The sequence below is a fragment of the Mesorhizobium sp. WSM4820 genome (assembly GCF_055811075.1).
Genome location: NZ_JBVVQN010000012.1, coordinates 18,966 through 35,276 on the forward strand (window position 1 = coordinate 18,966; position 16,311 = coordinate 35,276).

Annotated in this window: 15 protein-coding genes; 10 read left to right on the forward strand and 5 right to left on the reverse strand. The window is 63.2% G+C overall.

Annotated features, from left to right (window positions below; translation table 11 throughout):
• Position 1: 1 nt before the first annotated feature.
• Positions 2-1,843 carry a (5-formylfuran-3-yl)methyl phosphate synthase gene (locus AC0L2R_RS19680; protein ID WP_473510949.1) on the reverse strand — a complete coding sequence of 614 codons (1,842 nt, stop codon included), beginning with the start codon at positions 1,841-1,843 and terminating at the stop codon, positions 2-4.
• A gap of 225 nt (positions 1,844-2,068) precedes the next feature.
• On the opposite strand from AC0L2R_RS19680, the gene AC0L2R_RS19685 reads away from it, so the two are divergent.
• From AC0L2R_RS19685 to AC0L2R_RS19710, 6 genes are all read left to right on the forward strand, one after another.
• Positions 2,069-3,319, forward strand: coding sequence for an ABC transporter substrate-binding protein (locus tag AC0L2R_RS19685; RefSeq protein WP_287190915.1), 1,251 nt, complete (start codon positions 2,069-2,071; stop codon positions 3,317-3,319).
• Between the two features lie 66 nt (positions 3,320-3,385).
• Positions 3,386-4,312: a YVTN family beta-propeller repeat protein gene (locus AC0L2R_RS19690; RefSeq protein ID WP_473511202.1), complete on the forward strand. Its 927-nt coding sequence runs from the start codon at positions 3,386-3,388 to the stop codon at positions 4,310-4,312.
• Between the two features lie 73 nt (positions 4,313-4,385).
• Positions 4,386-4,880 carry a cupredoxin domain-containing protein gene (locus AC0L2R_RS19695; RefSeq protein WP_473510951.1) on the forward strand — a complete coding sequence of 165 codons (495 nt, stop codon included), beginning with the start codon at positions 4,386-4,388 and terminating at the stop codon, positions 4,878-4,880.
• 85 nt (positions 4,881-4,965) lie between these two features.
• The gene (locus AC0L2R_RS19700) at positions 4,966-5,754 is read left to right on the forward strand and encodes an ATP-binding cassette domain-containing protein (RefSeq protein WP_473510952.1); all 789 of its coding nucleotides are present in this window, start codon (positions 4,966-4,968) and stop codon (positions 5,752-5,754) included.
• On the forward strand, positions 5,751-6,626 hold the full coding sequence (locus AC0L2R_RS19705; protein ID WP_473490797.1) for an ABC transporter permease: 876 nt from the start codon (positions 5,751-5,753) through the stop codon (positions 6,624-6,626). The genes AC0L2R_RS19700 and AC0L2R_RS19705 overlap by 4 nt, the downstream gene beginning before the upstream one ends.
• Entirely contained in the window at positions 6,626-7,255 is a 630-nt protein-coding gene (locus AC0L2R_RS19710; RefSeq protein WP_473510953.1) for a hypothetical protein, read from the forward strand. Before AC0L2R_RS19705 ends, AC0L2R_RS19710 begins: the two co-directional genes overlap by 1 nt.
• Positions 7,256-7,278: 23 nt before the next feature.
• Here the strand turns inward: AC0L2R_RS19710 and AC0L2R_RS19715 are convergent, their stop codons facing one another.
• The 4 genes from AC0L2R_RS19715 to AC0L2R_RS19730 all read right to left on the reverse strand — a co-directional run bounded on the left by AC0L2R_RS19715 (position 7,279) and on the right by AC0L2R_RS19730 (position 10,555).
• The gene (locus tag AC0L2R_RS19715) at positions 7,279-7,479 is read right to left on the reverse strand and encodes a hypothetical protein (RefSeq protein WP_023797709.1); all 201 of its coding nucleotides are present in this window, start codon (positions 7,477-7,479) and stop codon (positions 7,279-7,281) included.
• Positions 7,480-7,738: 259 nt separating this feature from the next.
• The gene (locus AC0L2R_RS19720; protein WP_473511203.1) at positions 7,739-8,554 is read right to left on the reverse strand and encodes an oxidoreductase; all 816 of its coding nucleotides are present in this window, start codon (positions 8,552-8,554) and stop codon (positions 7,739-7,741) included.
• Positions 8,555-8,624: 70 nt separating this feature from the next.
• Positions 8,625-9,929, reverse strand: a complete 1,305-nt coding sequence (gene fabF, locus AC0L2R_RS19725) for a beta-ketoacyl-ACP synthase II (RefSeq protein ID WP_473510955.1) — start codon at positions 9,927-9,929, stop codon at positions 8,625-8,627.
• 47 nt (positions 9,930-9,976) lie between these two features.
• The gene (locus tag AC0L2R_RS19730; protein ID WP_473510956.1) at positions 9,977-10,555 is read right to left on the reverse strand and encodes a TetR/AcrR family transcriptional regulator; all 579 of its coding nucleotides are present in this window, start codon (positions 10,553-10,555) and stop codon (positions 9,977-9,979) included.
• A gap of 83 nt (positions 10,556-10,638) precedes the next feature.
• Between AC0L2R_RS19730 and AC0L2R_RS19735 the strand changes: the two genes are divergently transcribed.
• The 4 genes from AC0L2R_RS19735 (at position 10,639) to AC0L2R_RS19750 (ending at position 16,211) form a co-directional block, all read left to right on the forward strand.
• Entirely contained in the window at positions 10,639-11,097 is a 459-nt protein-coding gene (locus AC0L2R_RS19735) for a nuclear transport factor 2 family protein (protein WP_473510957.1), read from the forward strand.
• 436 nt (positions 11,098-11,533) lie between these two features.
• Entirely contained in the window at positions 11,534-11,944 is a 411-nt protein-coding gene (locus AC0L2R_RS19740) for a hypothetical protein (protein WP_473510959.1), read from the forward strand.
• A 35-nt stretch (positions 11,945-11,979) separates the two neighbouring features.
• Complete coding sequence (locus AC0L2R_RS19745) at positions 11,980-13,089, forward strand: efflux RND transporter periplasmic adaptor subunit (protein WP_473510961.1); 1,110 nt, start codon at positions 11,980-11,982, stop codon at positions 13,087-13,089.
• Between the two features lie 2 nt (positions 13,090-13,091).
• Complete coding sequence (locus tag AC0L2R_RS19750) at positions 13,092-16,211, forward strand: efflux RND transporter permease subunit (RefSeq protein WP_473510963.1); 3,120 nt, start codon at positions 13,092-13,094, stop codon at positions 16,209-16,211.
• Positions 16,212-16,311 lie beyond the last annotated feature (100 nt).

The following is a 16,311-nucleotide window of genomic DNA, read 5'->3' on the forward strand; positions in this document are numbered from 1 at the left end:
CCTACCCTGCTTTCCTTGCCGGCCGGGTCGGGGCCGCGATCGCAATGCCGGGCAGATTGCCCGCCGCGAGCAGCGGCCCGGCCTCGGCGGCATCTTTCGGGCCGGCGAGATGGACATCGACACCGTCGGGCAGCATGGCGGCGAAGCCGGCGTCGACGATGCCTCTGACCGCCAGGCTGTCGATCGTGTCGCTGCCGGAGAAGGCGCCGGTCTGCTTGATCAAGAGCAGCGCGTTCGCGCCGAGCTTGCCGGCAAGCCAGGCGGCAAGCGAATCGGAGGTAACATCCCAGGACGCCGGAATGTCCGGCGCCGGCAGCGCCAATGACGACGGCAGCCACACCGGGATCTTCCCCGCGTCCAGCGCCCGCCCCATTTCTTCCAGCGACCGTGCCGGCGCCAGCCTTTCATCGCGATCGAGGATGACCTGGGCGAACTGCTCCATAGCGAGGATCGCCATGGTGTGGGCGGCGGTGTCGGAAAAATCCATGTAAATCTGCGTCTCGCGCACCTGGTCGGCGAACAAGCCGCCGCCTGGCACGATGACGATCGGCAACTGGGAGCCCGCCAGCGCCGCGATCCAGCTTTCCAGTTCCGCCGCATGGACCGTGCTGCCGCCAAGCTTGACCACGGACGGCTTGACCACGGCTCGCCTGATCGCCTCAGGCCTTTCCTGTCGCGGCTGGGAAACAGCGCCTTGGTCTTTTCGCCCGGCAGGGCCGGAGGCGACGCCGCGGCCAGCCGATTGGCGCTTGCGTTCGATCTCGACGCCGACGCCGCCTGGGCCGAGTTCGAGTTTTTCCACCCTTACCGTGACCCGCACGACACGCGGGTTCTCCAGGATGTAGGTCGCCACCTGCTCGGCCAGGGCCTCGCTAAGCTGGATGTGGCCGCGCGCAACAATGGTGCGGATGCCGTCCATGATGATGTCGTAGGAGAACACATGGCGCATGTCTTCGGGATGGTCGGTGACTTGCAGCACGTCGGCGGTCACGTCGAAACGCACTTTTTGGGTATGGCCGTGCTCAAAACTGTAGGCGCCGATCTGGACCGGCAAGACAAAGTCCCGCACGAAGATCTTGTCGGTGCCCAGTGTCGGGTCGGTGCCCGGCGAATAGCCCCTCGCCGCCAGCAGGCGGTAGTCGATGCTCGACGCGCCGCCGGCCCGGGATGCTTCCGGGATCAGTTCGCGGATCTGCGCAACCGCCTCGGCGCTGATCGAACCCACGCGGCCGGAATCGCCGCACAGCGCCCCGCGAAAGCCGAGAAAATCGGGAGCGAAGGGCAGCAGGCGTGGAATATCAGGGGCTTCCAGCGATCCGCTCAGCCCAACCATGAGGCCGAGCGATTTCGCTCGATCGATGAATCCCGGGATACGCTCGGGCGGCAGATGGTCGAGCAGCCGCCCGTTGGCCTTGTTGGCAGTGTCGACCATGGCGCCATGGAAGCGATGTTTGGCAAGCATCGGCAGAAGCTCGAAATCCGGCGCCAGGTCAGCGAAAAGCACGGCGATCAGTTTCGTTCGCGGGGCGAGCGGCGCGAGCGCCGCCGCACAAGCCGCAACATTTGCCGACGGAAACAAACCTACCTTGACGTAATCGGCGCCGGCGGCAGTGATCTCTTCGGCCCTGGCGCGGATCGTCTCCGGTTCCATCGGCAGGTCGCCGCAGACCGCGCTGACCGGCGCCCGGCCGGCGATCAACGAAATCGTCCGGCGGATGATCTGCGTGGACACCGCGCCCAGCGCTCCCGCCTTCGGATCCTTCAGGTCGATGATGTCGACACCGCCTGAAAGCGCGATCTCCGCCTCGTCGACGCCGGTGATGCTGGCCAGCATTCTGGTCATTGACGGACTTTCTCCGGCATGAGGAAAAGGACGCTTTTGGGCCCGAATACCAGAATCCGCTCGGCCGCCGTTCGGGCGAGCAGGCATGGCACTAAAGCAGACGTGAGCAGTCCACTTTCAGGGTTTGATAAAATTTGCGGGTCAGCTAAGCTCATCACGGGCACCTTGACTTCGCGCCGCTCCGACAACAATCGGACTTTAGCGCAAGAACGGGTAATTTTATCGATGACGAGCGCGGTGCCGGGCACTCTGGCGGCCTTTTTGTGCTTTTTTTCCCTGACCGTCAACGTTGCGGGCGCGCTCGCCCAGGAAGCGACGGGCAAGCAGCCGGCCGCAACGGCCAAGCCGGAAAAAAAGCTGACCGAGATCAAGATAGGCTATTTGCGCGCCTATGCGCCGCAGCTGGCCTTGTCGGTGCTCGACGTCCCGCCGCGCGATGAAGGCGTTGCCGGCGGCAATGTGGCGATTGCCGACAACAACACGACCGGCAGCTTCCTCGGCCAGAAATTCAGCCTCGACGTGACCGAGGTGAAGCCGGATGCCGATGTCGTCCCGGCCTTCCAGGAAATGATCGCCAAAGGCAACCGCTATGTGGTCGCAGACCTCTCGGCCAGGCAGTTGCTGTCGATCGCCGATCTTGCTCGCGACAACGGCGTTTTGATCTTCAACGCTGGCGCCACCGACGACAGTCTTCGCGAGGAGGAATGCCGCGCCAGCATCTTCCACACCATCCCGACGCGCAGCATGCTGGCCGACGGGCTGGCGCAGTATCTCATCTGGAAGCAATGGCGGCGCTGGGTGCTGATCTACGGCTCGCACGAGCGCGACCAGCTTTTTGCCGAGGCGCTGCGCCGGGCGGCGACGCGCTTCGGCGGCGAGATCGTCGGCGAAAAACTGTTCGAGGATACCGGCACGGCGCGGCGGACCGATTCCGGCGTCGTCCAGATCCAGCGGCAGATGCCTGTCTTCACCCAGGACCTGCCGGAGCACGATGTGCTGCTGGTCGCCGACGAAAGCGAGGTGTTCGGCACCTACGTTCCGTTCCGCACCTGGATTCCGCGGCCGGTCGCCGGCACCGCCGGCCTCACCCCCTTGGCCTGGCATCCGGCCAGCGAGCAATGGGGCGGCACCCAGATCCAGAACCGCTTCGCCAAGGCAAACGGCCGCCGCATGGTGTCGAAGGACATGGCGGCGTGGACCGCGGTGCGCATCCTCGGCGAGGCGGCGACCCGCACGCAGGGCGCCGACCCGCGCAAGATGGCCGATTTCATCCGCTCCGACGATTTTTCGATCGCCGCCTTCAAAGGGCAGAAACTGACCTTCCGCAAATGGAACCAGCAGTTGCGGCAGCCGATCTTCCTCGGCGACACCAGGTCGGTCGTCTCGACATCGCCGCAGGAGGGATTTTTGCACCAGCTGTCGGAGCTCGATACGCTCGGGGTCGATGAGCCGGAAACAAAATGCGTGCTTAAGTAGAAAAGTTCGGGAGGAATTTCAGTGCAGAGACGAGCTTGCGCACTCGCCATAGTTGCGACCGGCTTCATGGCCGGTCCGGCGTCGGCCTACACGGCCTATGTCTCCAACGAGAAAGACAACACGATGACCGTGGTCGACACCGCGACGATGCAGGTGGTGAAGACCGTCAATGTCGGGCAGCGTCCGCGCGGCATCACCATCTCGCACGACGGCAAGCACATTTATCTCTGCGCCAGCGACGATGATTCGATTGAGGTCATCGACACGGCGTCGCTGGAGATCGTCGACACCTTGCCTTCCGGGCCCGACCCGGAGCTGTTCGTGCTGTCGCCTGACGGCAAGACGCTCTATGTCGCCAATGAGGACGACAATCTCGTCACCGTCATCGACATCGAGGGCAAGAAGGTGCTGGCGGAAATCCCGGTCGGCGTCGAACCGGAGGGGATGGGTGTCAGCCCGGACGGAAAGACCATGGTCAACACGTCGGAAACGACGAACATGGCGCATTTCATCGACACGTCGACGCACGAGATCACCGACAACGTGCTGGTTGACGCGCGTCCGCGCTTCGTCGAGTTCACCCCCGACGGCAAGCAGGCCTGGGTGAGCGCCGAGATCGGAGGCACGGTTTCGGTGATCGACAATCAAACGCGCGAAGTCGTCCAGAAGATCACCTTCGAGGTTGCCGGCCTGAGGCCCGAATCCATCCAGCCGGTCGGTGTGCGCATCACCGCCGACGGCAAGAAAGCCTATGTGGCGCTCGGGCCGGCCAACCGCGTCGCGGTGGTCAACACCCAGACATACGAGGTCGAGAAATACGTGCTGGTCGGCCAACGCGTCTGGCAGCTTGCTTTCACCCCGGACCAGAAGACCATCATCTCGACCAACGGCGTGTCGAACGACATCACCTTCATCGACGTGGCGACCGACGAGCCGGTGCAGTCGGTGACCGTCGGCGCGCTGCCGTGGGGCGTCGTCGTCTCGCCCAATTGAATTCCGCCAAATGAACCGTTGAATAAACCAAGTGAATCAAGCCGACAGAAAAACAGCAGAAGGGCAGGAAATCATGCGGAAATTTCGGGCAGTCGCTTTCGCCGCGCTGGTGAGCATGGCGCTCACCCAGGGCCAGGTCTCGGCGCAGGACGGCGATGACGATGACGCCGCCGCCGGAGCGGCCAGCACGGAGGCCAGTCCGAAAGCCGAGAAGGCGACCCGGGCCAGCAAGGACGTGCCGGAACTTATCCTCGGCAGCAAGGAAGACCAGTTCACCGCCAACCAGAAGGATTTTGAGCTGATCGCCGGCCAGGGCTATCGCTGGAAGATCACCGCGGCCGGCGGGCTGGAGTACAAATTCCACACCGACCTGTTCCGCAATGTGTGGAACAACCAGATCGTCATCAACGACCTCGAGGTGCACATGAACGGCGCACCCGCATGGCTCGAATTCGACGCCGACGGCACCATCCAGGTACAGTTCACCACCGTGAGGCCCGGCATCTACACATGGTCGGTGCCCGACCTCGCCGACAAGGGCATGAAGGGCACGATCACGATCAAGTAAGGTTTGAAAAGCAGGACCTGCGCGATCGCGCCCCGTGGGCTAGACTTGGGCCAGACTATTGTCGACGACAAGGGAGCCAGCCGGCGTGCAGCATGTGAGGACAAGCGGACCGGGAGATCAGGTGGCGGCGCTCGACGTCGCCGCCGTCAGCCATTCCTATGGTTCGAAGCCGGCGCTCAACGACGTCTCGTTCTCGATCGCGCCGGCGACGTTCACCGTTCTTCTCGGTCTCAACGGCGCAGGAAAGACGACCCTGTTCTCGCTGATCAGCCATCTTTACGACACGCGCCGCGGATCGATCCGCATCTTCGGCCATGACGTCAGCCGCGCTTCGGGCGAGGCGCTCAGGCGGGTCGGCATCGTGTTCCAGGCGCGCACGCTCGACCTCGATCTCAGCGTCTACCAGAACCTCTCCTACCACGCCGCGCTGCATGGCATCGGCGGACGCGAGGCCCGGCAGCGCATTGCCGCGCTGCTCGATATCGTCGACATGCCGGGCCGTCAGCATGACAAGGCGCGCAGCCTTTCCGGCGGCCAGATGCGGCGCATCGAGATCGCCAGGGCGCTGCTCCACCGCCCGTCGCTGCTGCTGCTCGATGAGGCGACGGTCGGTCTCGACATCCAGTCGCGCGCCGGCATTCTCGCCACCATCCGCAAGCTCGTCGAAACCGAGGGCATCGGCGTGCTGTGGGCAACGCATCTGATCGACGAGGTTGACGACGGCGACCATGTCGTCGTGCTGAGCCAGGGCGAACTGGTCGCCAAGGGCAAGGTGGCCGATGTCGTCAGGACGAGCGGCGCCGGCTCGATCCGCGACGCCTTTTCCAGGCTCAGCCGCATCGAGGCGGCCGGCACCGCGGGGATATCGCCATGAGCGCTCCTTCAATGCCCGAAAAAGTCGCCGGCATCATCCCGGCAAAGTTCGAAAAATTCGGCCTGCGCCACTATCTCATTTGCCTCAAAGGCGTCGTCCTGCGGGAATGCCTGCGCTTCCTGCACCAGCGCGAGCGCTTCATATCCTCGCTGGTTCGGCCGCTCATCTGGCTGTTCATCTTTGCCGCCGGATTCCGGCAGGTGCTCGGCGTGTCGATCATCCCGCCCTACAAGACCTACGTGCTCTACGAGGTCTACATCACGCCGGGCCTGTGCGGCATGATCCTGTTGTTCTCAGGCATGCAGTCTTCGCTGTCGATGGTTTATGACCGCGAGATGGGCAACATGCGCACCCTTTTGGTCAGCCCCTTCCCGCGCTGGTTCCTGCTGGTGTCGAAGATGCTCGCCGGCGTCTCCGTATCGATCGCACAGGTCTATGCGTTCCTGATCGTTGCCTGGTTCTGGGGCGTCAAGGCGCCGCCGATCGGCTATCTCATGGTGCTGCCGGCGCTGTTCCTGTCGGGCATGATGCTTTGCGCGCTCGGCATGCTTTTGTCGTCGATGATCAAGCAGCTCGAAAATTTCGCCGGCATCATGAACTTCGTCATCTTTCCCGGCTATTTCGCCTCGCCGGCGCTCTACCCGTTGTGGCGCATCCAGGAGGCGAGCCCGCTGCTGCACAAGATCTGCCTCGCCAATCCGTTCACCTATGCCGTCGAACTGATCCGCTTCGCCTTCTACGGCCAGATCGAGTGGCTTTCGCTGGGCGTCGTTGCCGGCTGCACTGTTCTGTTCCTTGCCGCCGCCATCATCGCCTACGACCCTTCGCGCGGCCTGGTGACCCGCAAACAAGACACCGGAGGAAATGGCTGATGGCACGAATGAGCCTTGTTCGCAGCCTGGCTGTGGTTGCCATGCTCGCGCCGAGCGTGAACGCCAGGGCAGCGAATACCGATCCGGATTGGCCCTGCATACAGCGCAAGGTGCCGCAACTCTCGCTCGGCCAGATCTGGAACGGGCCGGAGCTTCCGCCAGCGGCGAAGAATTTTTCGAAGGACCCTGCCGTCTCCGGCCTGGTCGAGGAGGTGGCGGCCCGGCGGATGCCGATTGCCGAAGCCCAGAAGAAAATCAAGGATTTCGCCGCCTCGCTGCCGGCCGAGCAGCTTGCGCCGAAAATGGCGATGCTGGTGCAAGGCATGTTCGATCACATGGACGCCGAGCGTTCGCAGGTGATCTCAGGCATTTCCCGTTACGCCCACAAGCAGCTCGAAATGGCCGCCGCCTTGCGCAAGGAAGCGTCCAACGTCGATGCGTTGCGGGCAAAGCCGGATGCGAATCCCGACGACATCGAACGGCGAACCGAGCAGCTGAAATTCGCAACGCGAATTTTCAATGAACGCGTCCAATCACTGACTTACGTCTGTGAAGTGCCGACGATCATCGAGCAGCGGCTTTATCAATTGTCCAAGGCCGTCTCGGAAACCCTCGCCGCGAAGAAGTAGACCCTCTATTTCCGCAACGGATCTTACGTTCCCCGGCCGGGCAGCACGCGCCAGCGCTGCACGAAATAACCGGGATGCGTCTCGATCCACTGGGCTACCAGCGGCTGCGCCTGCATGAAGGCGGTCCCTGGGTTCATCGCCAGGCCGTCCACCATCTGTTCGCGTTGTTCACAGGTCTGCGGCACATCCGTCAAGCAGACCATCATAACCAGCGTATAAAGCATTGCCCCATTACCCCCATCGAATCCCGAACCCCATGCCCGGGAGTTTCAGTGATACCGACCAGTCTGCAGGGTCGCACATACAAATCGCTTACGGGTGTGAAAGGACGTGCCCCCGCTCTTTCGCACCGCAATATAACATATCGCTTATCTAACACCTACAACCGCCGGTCGGCAATTGCTTCAGGTTGCGCTGCGCCAATGCGGCGCCGATGTTTCCGGCGTCGATGATTCCGATCTTCACGGGGTGTCTTAGATGTCGTCAGACCGGCAGCCCGTTCTGCTTGCGCAGGCTCTTGTCGAATGCGGATGCGGGGACGAAACGGCGCAGGAGACTGACCTGGCGCGCCATTTTTCCCGCGGCATAGCGCCTCTTCGGAACGGGATCGGTCGCAGCCGCCAAAACCGTCTTGGCGACCAATTCGGGCGAATCGCCTTTTTCCATTGCTTTCCGCACGACTGCGTTCATGCCAGCGCGCGCAGCGTCATAGATATCAAGCAACTGGTCCGGCTTGGCTAGATTATCTTCAAAGGACGTGCGGGTATAAGCGGGTTCGACCAATGCAACGCGAATCCCGAACGGGCGCAGTTCATGGTCGAGCGATTCGGAATAGCCTTCGATGGCATGTTTGGTCGACGCATAAAGCGCGAAATAGGGAGCTGGGATGAACCCCTGCACCGAACTCAGATTGACGATCCTACCCTTGCCTTGTCGGCGCATTATCGGCAGGACCGCGTTGGTCACGCGGAGCACGCCGAAGACGTTCACATCGAACAGTGCCTGAGCCTGGATCATTGAGGACTCTTCCGCGCCACCAAACAGACCCATGCCGGCATTGTTGACGAGCAGATCGATGCGCCCGGTCTCGGCCAGCACGTCATCGACCAGTTTCGCCACCGACGCGTCATCGGTCACGTCACAGGACAGCATGGTCAGGCCGTCGGAGTTTTTGGCGGCTGCGCGACGGCTGGTGCCGAACACGCGAAAACCGGTGCTTTGCAAAGCTATGGCCGTCGCGCGCCCGATGCCGGAGGACGCCCCCGTCACCAGGGCGACGCCAGGATTGGTCTTGTTCATGGAAATCATTTCTTTCTTTGGGTTGGACTGATTTTGGATTGGCGTGGGAGAAGCACGAAGGTCGGAGGCGTCAGTTATGAGCGCCTCTGGCGTTCGCACCGGCGAGTTCATCCGTCCAGCGCCGGAACAGCGCGCTGGCGTTGACGCCGCCAAAGCCGAAGCCGTTTGAGATCGCGTAGTCCATTGTCATCGGCCGGGCCTGGTTTGCGACGAAGTCGATGCCGTCGCCGGCTGGATCCGGCGCGCCCAGATTGAGGGTTGGCGGCGCCACCTGATCCCTGAGCGCCAGGATTGCGAAGATGGCTCCAAGCCCGCCGGCGGCTCCGAGCAAATGTCCGGTCGCCGATTTGGTTGCGCTGACGGCTATGGTGGAATCTGCGCCGAAGAGTGTTTTGATCGCCGCCATTTCCCCGAGATCACCGACCGGCGTGGAGGTCGCGTGCGCATTGAGGTGGCGAACCTCACGCGGCGAAATGCCGGCTTGGGCAATTGCGATCTGCATGGCTCGGCGCGCCCCGTCGCCATCCTCGGGACCGGAGGTGACGTGATGAGCATCCGCCGTCGTGCCGTAGCCGACGAGCTCGGCGAGCGGTTTCGCACCGCGCGCCAGCGCGTGGCTCAACGCCTCGACGACCAGCACGCCGGCTCCTTCGCCCATGACGAAGCCGTCCCGCGACACGTCGAACGGCCGTGACGCCTGAGCCGGCGCCCAGTTGAAGCCGGTTGAAAGGGAGCGTGCGGCAGCAAACCCACCGAGACTGACGATGTTCATGCAGGCTTCGGTTCCGCCGCACACGGCGATATCGGCTTCGTTGGCGCGGATGAGGCGAGCCGCATCGCCGATCGCCTGGATGCCGGCCGCGCACGCCGTCACCGGTGCGCCGAGCGGCCCCTTGAAGCCATGGCGGATCGAGATGTGGCCCGCCGCGAGGTTTACCAGGAAGGACGGCACCGTAAACGGCGACAGGCGGCGGACGCCGCGCTGGTCGACCGTGCGCACCGCCTCGGTTATGGCGGGGAAGCCGCCGATGCCGGACGCGATGATCGTGGCCGTGCGCAGGCGATCCGCTTCCGAGACAGGCGTCCATCCTGCTTGCGAGAGGGCCTCTTGTGCAGCGGCGAGCCCGAAGATGATGAACCGGTCTACCTTGCGCTGGTCCTTCGCAGCCAGGACGGTACCCGGATCGAAACCAGCCTCCGGATCGTCTTCCAGCGAGGGAACCACCCCGCCGATCTTCGCCGGCAGGTCTCCCACGACATCGTCCGGAAGCCTGCGGATGCCCGAGCGACCGGCCAGGAGCCGCGACCACGACGTTTCGACATCGGCAGCAAGGGGCGTGACCGCTCCCATGCCTGTAACAACAATCCGTCGCATCTATTTTCCTATCGATTTGGCTGCGCCGCCGGCGCTGCGCGCGCCGTTCAAGCGCCGGCTGCTTCGCGAACCTGTTCGGTCGCCGCGTCCAGGAAGGCCTGGGCGAGATCCGGATCGTTGACGACGCGCGACAGCATCAGCGCACCGACCATCGTCGAAAGAATGGCCATGGCCTTTCTGTCGGGCTCCTCAGCATTGGCCTCGGCAATGAAACGGCCGAGGATTTCGAGATGCTCCTTGATCCCGGCTTCGAACGACGCTCTCACCTCGCTGCCCTGTCTGGCGGCATCCGAGCCGAGCGCGACAATCGGGCAGCCGTCCATCTTTTCTCCGCGATGGCCCATGCTGAGGTAGAATGCGATCACCGCGCCAAGCGGATCCTCGGATTTTGCCGCAGTCGCGGCCGACCACCGCAGCGTGGCGCTCTCCATCGCCCGCCTCGACGCCTGCACCGCCAGATCGTCCTTGGAGGCGAACTGCTTGTAGAACGCGCCCTGGGTCAGCCCGGCAGCCTGCATCAGGTCTTTGAGGCCGATGCCGTCAAAGCCGCGCTCCCGAAAAAGCCGGCTTGCCACATTGATCACGGTTTCGCGGTTTTCCGCCGCCTGAATGCGACTCACACGCATGTAGACCTCCTTAAATTAGCTTGCGTTCGACATCTATAACAGATATAGAGTACGAACGCAATCCAATTTGGAGGAGAGGTCAAATGCTATATAGTCATATCATCGGGAAATCGATCCGGCAGAGCTTCGACCACGTCAACAACCATCGCTGGGATGAGGCGGTAAAAGCACTCGTGCCGCATGTCCATCACCGCGTTTCCGGCGCCCACGCGCTTGGTGGTGAGCGCCACGACAAGGAAGCCGTGCGCCGCTGGTTTGAGCGCCTCGGCCGCGTCCTGCCCAATCTCCATCTCACGGTCAACCACGTCTGGGTGACGGGCTGGCCGTGGCATACCACCGTATTTGCCCAGTGGGACGGCACGGCAACGCTGCTCAACGGCGACGCGTCCTACGTCAACAGTGGCCTGCACGTGTTCACCCTGCGGTGGGGCCGAGTCTATGCGCTAGAGGAATTCTACGATTCACAGGCAGCGGCCCGCGGTCTTGCCGCCCAGGCGGCAACTGGCCTTGAAGAAGCTGTCGCCGAACCAATTGTTGGCTAGCAGAAGCGCAGTCAGCGGGCCGCAGTGTAACCGCGGGTACGCTACCCGTGGCCATGCCGACCCATCAGCGCGCTCTCGGCGGCCGCTTGCGGGAACCGCTTCGACAGCCGCTCGTCGTTGACGGTCGCGAGAGGAGCACCGCGCCGAATATTGTCGAGAGAATGGCCTTGCAGCTGGGCTCCTTGCCCCTGCCCTCGCCAACCCAGCTACCGAGCGTCCCAGAATATTCCCTGATCCCCGGCCTCGAATGATGCCTCACGTCGGCGCCCTGCCTGGCGGCATCCGAACCGAGCACGTCAATCGGGCAGCCCTCCATTCTGTCTACGCGATGCGCCACGCGACTCACATGCATCATAAATTTTCATTTTTTAGATTGCATTCGTAATCTAACTCAGTTATAGAGTTCGAACGCAATCTAAAACGAAGGAGATACGAGATGATCCGCAACACCCTGAGCGCCTCGGTTTTGGCCACGCTGTTTCTTGCCGCCCCGGCGTTTGCCGAGGAAGCCACCATAGGAAGCCCGATCGAAGCCGGCAGCCTGCACGAGGGCCACCTCGACATGGTCGTCTATTACGTCCCGACCGAGGGCGACCTCCTGGAGGTCACCGCCACCTTCGCGCCGAAGACCGGCGGCGATCCGCAGCGCGTCGTCATGGGCCTCGCCGACGGCGACTCCGTGGCATTTTCGATGCCCGGCCACCGCGGCCCGCTCTACGCGTTCTCGCGGTCCGGCGAGGAGGTGACGGTGTCGTCCGAGACAGGCATGCGCGCCGATGCCAATGCACCGACCCGCCTTGCAGACGGCAGCCTGCGTGCTGGGCTCGCGTCCGTCGGGCCGATGTAAAGGTCAAACCCAATCTTTCTTGAGAGGCGACGAACGTGAAAAAGAGACCCGCTGTTGTGCTGGGGGGCGTGCTGATCGCGATGTCAGGAGCGGCGGCATTTGCCACACTTGCCATTCCTACGCAGGGAGCCTCCGCCGTAGGCGACCCGAGGCAGGAACCGCCGATCGTCAGACTGGTGACGGCAGCGCCGGTGACCGGATCCGAACGCGGCTTTACCGGTATTGTCGGAGCGAGGGTGCAGAGCGATCTCGGCTTTCGCGTCCCCGGCAAAATCGTGGAGCGGCTCGTGGATGTGGGTCAGGAGGTCAAAGCTGGTCAGCCACTGATGCGCATCGACGACACCGACCTTCGCCTCGCGCTCACGGCGAAGCGCAACGCCGTTGCCGCAGCGCGCGCAACAGTCGTTCAGACGGAACCGGATGAACGGCGATACGCCAGTTTGCTCAGGGATGGATGGGTCCCCCGACAGCGCTACGAGCAGGCGAAGGCCGCGGTCGATACGGCCGAGGCGCAACTCGCCGCCGCCGAAGCCGAAGCACGGGTCGCCGAGAACGAAGCGATCTACGCGGTCCTGCGGGCGGACGCGGATGGAACGGTGGTCGAAACGCTTGGCGAGCCGGGACAGGTCGTCTCCGCCGGCCAGACAGTGGTCCGGATCGCCAAGGCCGGCTCCCGCGAAGCGGTGGTTGCGCTTCCCGAAACGATCCGGCCGGCGATTGGGTCGGCGGCCGAGGCCAGCGTGTATGGCGGCGATGGCCGTCGTTATACGGCACGTCTGCGGCAATTGTCGAACTCCGCCGATGCCCGGACCCGTACCTATGAGGCCCGTTATGTGCTCGACGGTGAGGCCGCGGCAGCACCGCTTGGCGCGACGGTAACCATTCGGCTTGCGGGCCAGGCACGCCAGCGGGAAGTCCAGGTGCCGCTGGGAGCCGTGCTCGATGACGGCGAGAAGACAGGCGTTTGGGTCCTGGACAACGCCACCTCGACCGTAAAGTTTCAGCCCGTCAAGCTTGTTCGTGTGACCAGCGAAACCGCTATGGTCTCCGGACTGAACTCCAGCGATCCGATTGTTTCGCTCGGCGCCCATCTCCTGCAGGAGGGCGCTCGCGTCAGGACTGGGTCCGAAATCAGGGGCAACTGATAATGAACCTCAATCTTTCCGCGATCGCCGTTCGTGAACGCGCCGTCACGCTGTTCTTCATCCTCCTGCTGGTCGCCGCCGGCGCCTACGCTTTCGTCATGCTCGGGCGGGCGGAGGACCCCAACTTCACCATCAAGACCCTGACGGTCACGACGGCATGGCCGGGCGCGACGGCGCGCGAGATGCAGGACCTCGTCGCCGAACCGTTGGAGAAGCGGCTTCAGGAACTGACCTGGTACGACCGGGTCGAGACGACCACACGGCCGGGTTACGCGTATATGATGGTCACGCTGAAGGACAGCACACCGCCATCTGTCGTGCAGGAGGAGTTCTACCAGGCCCGCAAGAAGCTTGGGGATGAAGCCCGCAACCTGCCGTCCGGCGTCTTCGGGCCCTTCGTCAACGACGAATATTCGGATGTGAGCTTCGCCCTTTATGCGCTGAAGGCGAAGGGCATGCCGATGCGTGAGCTGGCGAGGCAGGCCGAGGCGATCCGCCAGGACCTCCTGCACGTGCCCGGCGTCAAGAAGATCAACATCCTCGGTGAACGTCCCGAACAGATATTCGTCGAATTTTCCTACGCCAAGCTGGCTACCCTCGGCGTATCGGCGCAGGACATCGTCGCCGCCTTGCAGCGGCAGAACACCCTCACGCCGGCAGGCTCGATCGACACAAAGGGGCCGCGGGTTTTCATCCGGGTCGACGGCGCTTACGACAGCGTTCAGGCGATCGCCGACACGCCGATTGCCGCTGCGGGGCGGACGCTGAAGCTCTCCGATATCGCCGAAGTCCGGCGCGGCTATGAAGATCCTCCCACCTACCTCATCCGACGTCAGGGTGAGCCCACCATCATGCTCGCGGCTGTCATGCAGGAGGGCTGGGATGGTCTCGCGCTCGGCAAGGCGCTGGAGGACAGGACGGCGGCCATCGCACAGACGCTGCCGCTCGGGATGACGCTCGACAAGGTGACCGACCAGGCCGTCAACATAACCTCTGCGGTCGACGAATTCATGATGAAGTTTGCGATGGCGCTCGGTGTGGTGCTCTTGGTGAGCCTGTTGAGCCTCGGCTGGCGCGTCGGCATCGTGGTGGCGGCTGCCGTCCCTCTGACGCTTGCCGTCGTGTTCCTCATCATGCTGGAGACCGGCCGGTTCTTCGACCGCATCACGCTCGGTGCCCTCATCCTGGCGCTCGGTCTTCTCGTCGACGACGCCATCATTGCCATCGAGGTGATGGTGGTGAAGATGGAAGAAGGCATGGACCGCATCAAGGCGGCGGCCTATGCGTGGAGCCACACTGCGGCGCCGATGCTGTCCGGGACGCTCGTGACGATCGCCGGGTTCCTGCCGGTGGGCTTCGCGCGCTCGACGGCCGGCGAGTATGCCGGCAACATCTTCTGGGTCGTAGGGTTCGCCCTCATCGTCTCCTGGATCGTCGCGGTGGTCTTCACACCTTACCTCGGCGTCAAGATGCTGCCCGACATCAAACCGGTCGAAGGCGGTCACCAAGCGATTTACGACACGCCGAACTATCGGCGCTTGCGGCGGCTCATCACGTTTGCCGTGCGCCACAAATTCGCAATCTCCGGTATCGTCGCTATCGCCTTCGTGCTTTCCGTTGTCGGCATGGGGTCTCTCAAACAGCAGTTCTTTCCGACATCCGACCGACCCGAAGTGCTGGTGGAGGTTCGCCTGCCGGAAGGCACCAGCATCGAGACGACGACCGCTACGGTCGAGAAGCTCGAAGGCTGGCTGGACGACCAGGCCGAGGCCAAGATCGTCACGAGCTATGTCGGTCAGGGCGCACCCCGCTTCTTTTTCGCAATGGCGCCGGAGTTGCCTGATCCTGCCTTCGCCAAGATCGTCGTGCTGACCCAGGACGCCGAGGCGCGTGAGGTGTTGAAGCACCGCCTTCGCGAGGCGGTGGCAGAGGGGCTTGCACCCGAGGCCAATGTCCGCGTCACGCAACTCGTGTTCGGCCCCTACACGCCGTTCCCGGTCGAGTTCCGGATTATCGGACCTGATCCCGCGCAGCTCTACAGCATATCCGAGAAGACCCTCGACATCATGCGGGGCGTCCCGGACGTGCGTCAGGCCAACCGCGATTGGGGCAATCGCACACCCGTGCTCCGCTTCGTCCCGGATCAGGATCGACTGAACCTCATCGGCCTGTCGCCGGCGGAGGTGGGCCAGCAACTCCAGTTATTGCTCACCGGCATCCCCGTTACGCAGGTTCGCGAGGAGATCCGCAACGTCCCCATCGTCGCACGCAGCGCCGGCGGCGAGCGGCTGGATCCGACACGTTTGGCGGATTTCTCACTGATGACCCGGGACGGTCGCCCGATTCCGCTCGACCAGATCGGCCATTCGGAAATCCGTCTGGAAGAGCCGATCATGAAGCGCCGTGATCGCACGCCTGTCATCACGATCCGCTCGGATATCAACGAAGCGACTCAGCCTCCAGAGGTTTCCAAGGAGATCGCGAAGGCCCTTCAGCCGCTGATCGCATCCCTTCCGGCCGGCTATCGCATCGAACTGGGCGGATCGATCGAGGAGGCTGAAAAGGCCAACACCGCACTGGGCAAAGTCTTTCCGGCAATGATCGCCGCCATGCTGATTGTTATCATGCTGCAGGTGCGATCCTTCTCGACGATGGCCATGGTGATGCTGACGGCGCCGCTTGGTCTCGTCGGCGTCGTGCCGATGCTGCTCACCTTCAACCAGCCCTTCGGATTCAACGCCATTCTGGGCATGATAGGACTGGCCGGCATCCTGATGCGCAACACGCTGATCCTGACCGAACAGATCAAGGAGAACCGAGCTGCCGGCCTTGACGACTATCACGCCGTCATCGAGGCGACGGTGCAACGCACCAGGCCCGTGATCCTGACGGCACTCGCCGCCGTGCTGGCGTTCATCCCGCTCACGCACTCCGTCTTCTGGGGATCGATGGCCTATACGCTGATCGGCGGCACGGCGGTCGGCACGGTGCTGATCCTGCTCTTCCTTCCCGCGCTCTATGCCGCATGGTTCCGGATCAAGCCAACTGCAGACGACGTCCATGAGGAACCATCCGGCTCGTCGAATGAATTGGAAAAGCAAACAGCAATTGCTGCTGAATAGGGCCCTGTTGTCGAGCAGGCGGATCAAGATTTCGGCGCTGGCTTTGCCTGAATATACGCAGGGCCAGTCGCACGACCTTACGCTTGCAAAATGATCGTTC

Excerpts from the sequence above, each read along its gene's own strand:
- AC0L2R_RS19730 (WP_473510956.1), bottom strand. The coding sequence starts at position 10,555 with ATGCGTGTGAGTCGCATTCAGGCGGCGGAAAACCGCGAAACCGTGATC.
- AC0L2R_RS19685 (WP_287190915.1), top strand. The coding sequence starts at position 2,069 with ATGACGAGCGCGGTGCCGGGCACTCTGGCGGCCTTTTTGTGCTTTTTT.
- fabF (WP_473510955.1), bottom strand. The coding sequence starts at position 9,929 with ATGCGACGGATTGTTGTTACAGGCATGGGAGCGGTCACGCCCCTTGCT.
- AC0L2R_RS19750 (WP_473510963.1), top strand. The coding sequence starts at position 13,092 with ATGAACCTCAATCTTTCCGCGATCGCCGTTCGTGAACGCGCCGTCACG.
- AC0L2R_RS19705 (WP_473490797.1), top strand. The coding sequence starts at position 5,751 with ATGAGCGCTCCTTCAATGCCCGAAAAAGTCGCCGGCATCATCCCGGCA.
- AC0L2R_RS19680 (WP_473510949.1), bottom strand. The coding sequence starts at position 1,843 with ATGACCAGAATGCTGGCCAGCATCACCGGCGTCGACGAGGCGGAGATC.
- AC0L2R_RS19690 (WP_473511202.1), top strand. The coding sequence starts at position 3,386 with ATGGCCGGTCCGGCGTCGGCCTACACGGCCTATGTCTCCAACGAGAAA.
- AC0L2R_RS19720 (WP_473511203.1), bottom strand. The coding sequence starts at position 8,554 with ATGAACAAGACCAATCCTGGCGTCGCCCTGGTGACGGGGGCGTCCTCC.
- AC0L2R_RS19740 (WP_473510959.1), top strand. The coding sequence starts at position 11,534 with ATGATCCGCAACACCCTGAGCGCCTCGGTTTTGGCCACGCTGTTTCTT.
- AC0L2R_RS19695 (WP_473510951.1), top strand. The coding sequence starts at position 4,386 with ATGCGGAAATTTCGGGCAGTCGCTTTCGCCGCGCTGGTGAGCATGGCG.
- AC0L2R_RS19735 (WP_473510957.1), top strand. The coding sequence starts at position 10,639 with ATGCTATATAGTCATATCATCGGGAAATCGATCCGGCAGAGCTTCGAC.
- AC0L2R_RS19715 (WP_023797709.1), bottom strand. The coding sequence starts at position 7,479 with ATGCTTTATACGCTGGTTATGATGGTCTGCTTGACGGATGTGCCGCAG.
- AC0L2R_RS19710 (WP_473510953.1), top strand. The coding sequence starts at position 6,626 with ATGGCACGAATGAGCCTTGTTCGCAGCCTGGCTGTGGTTGCCATGCTC.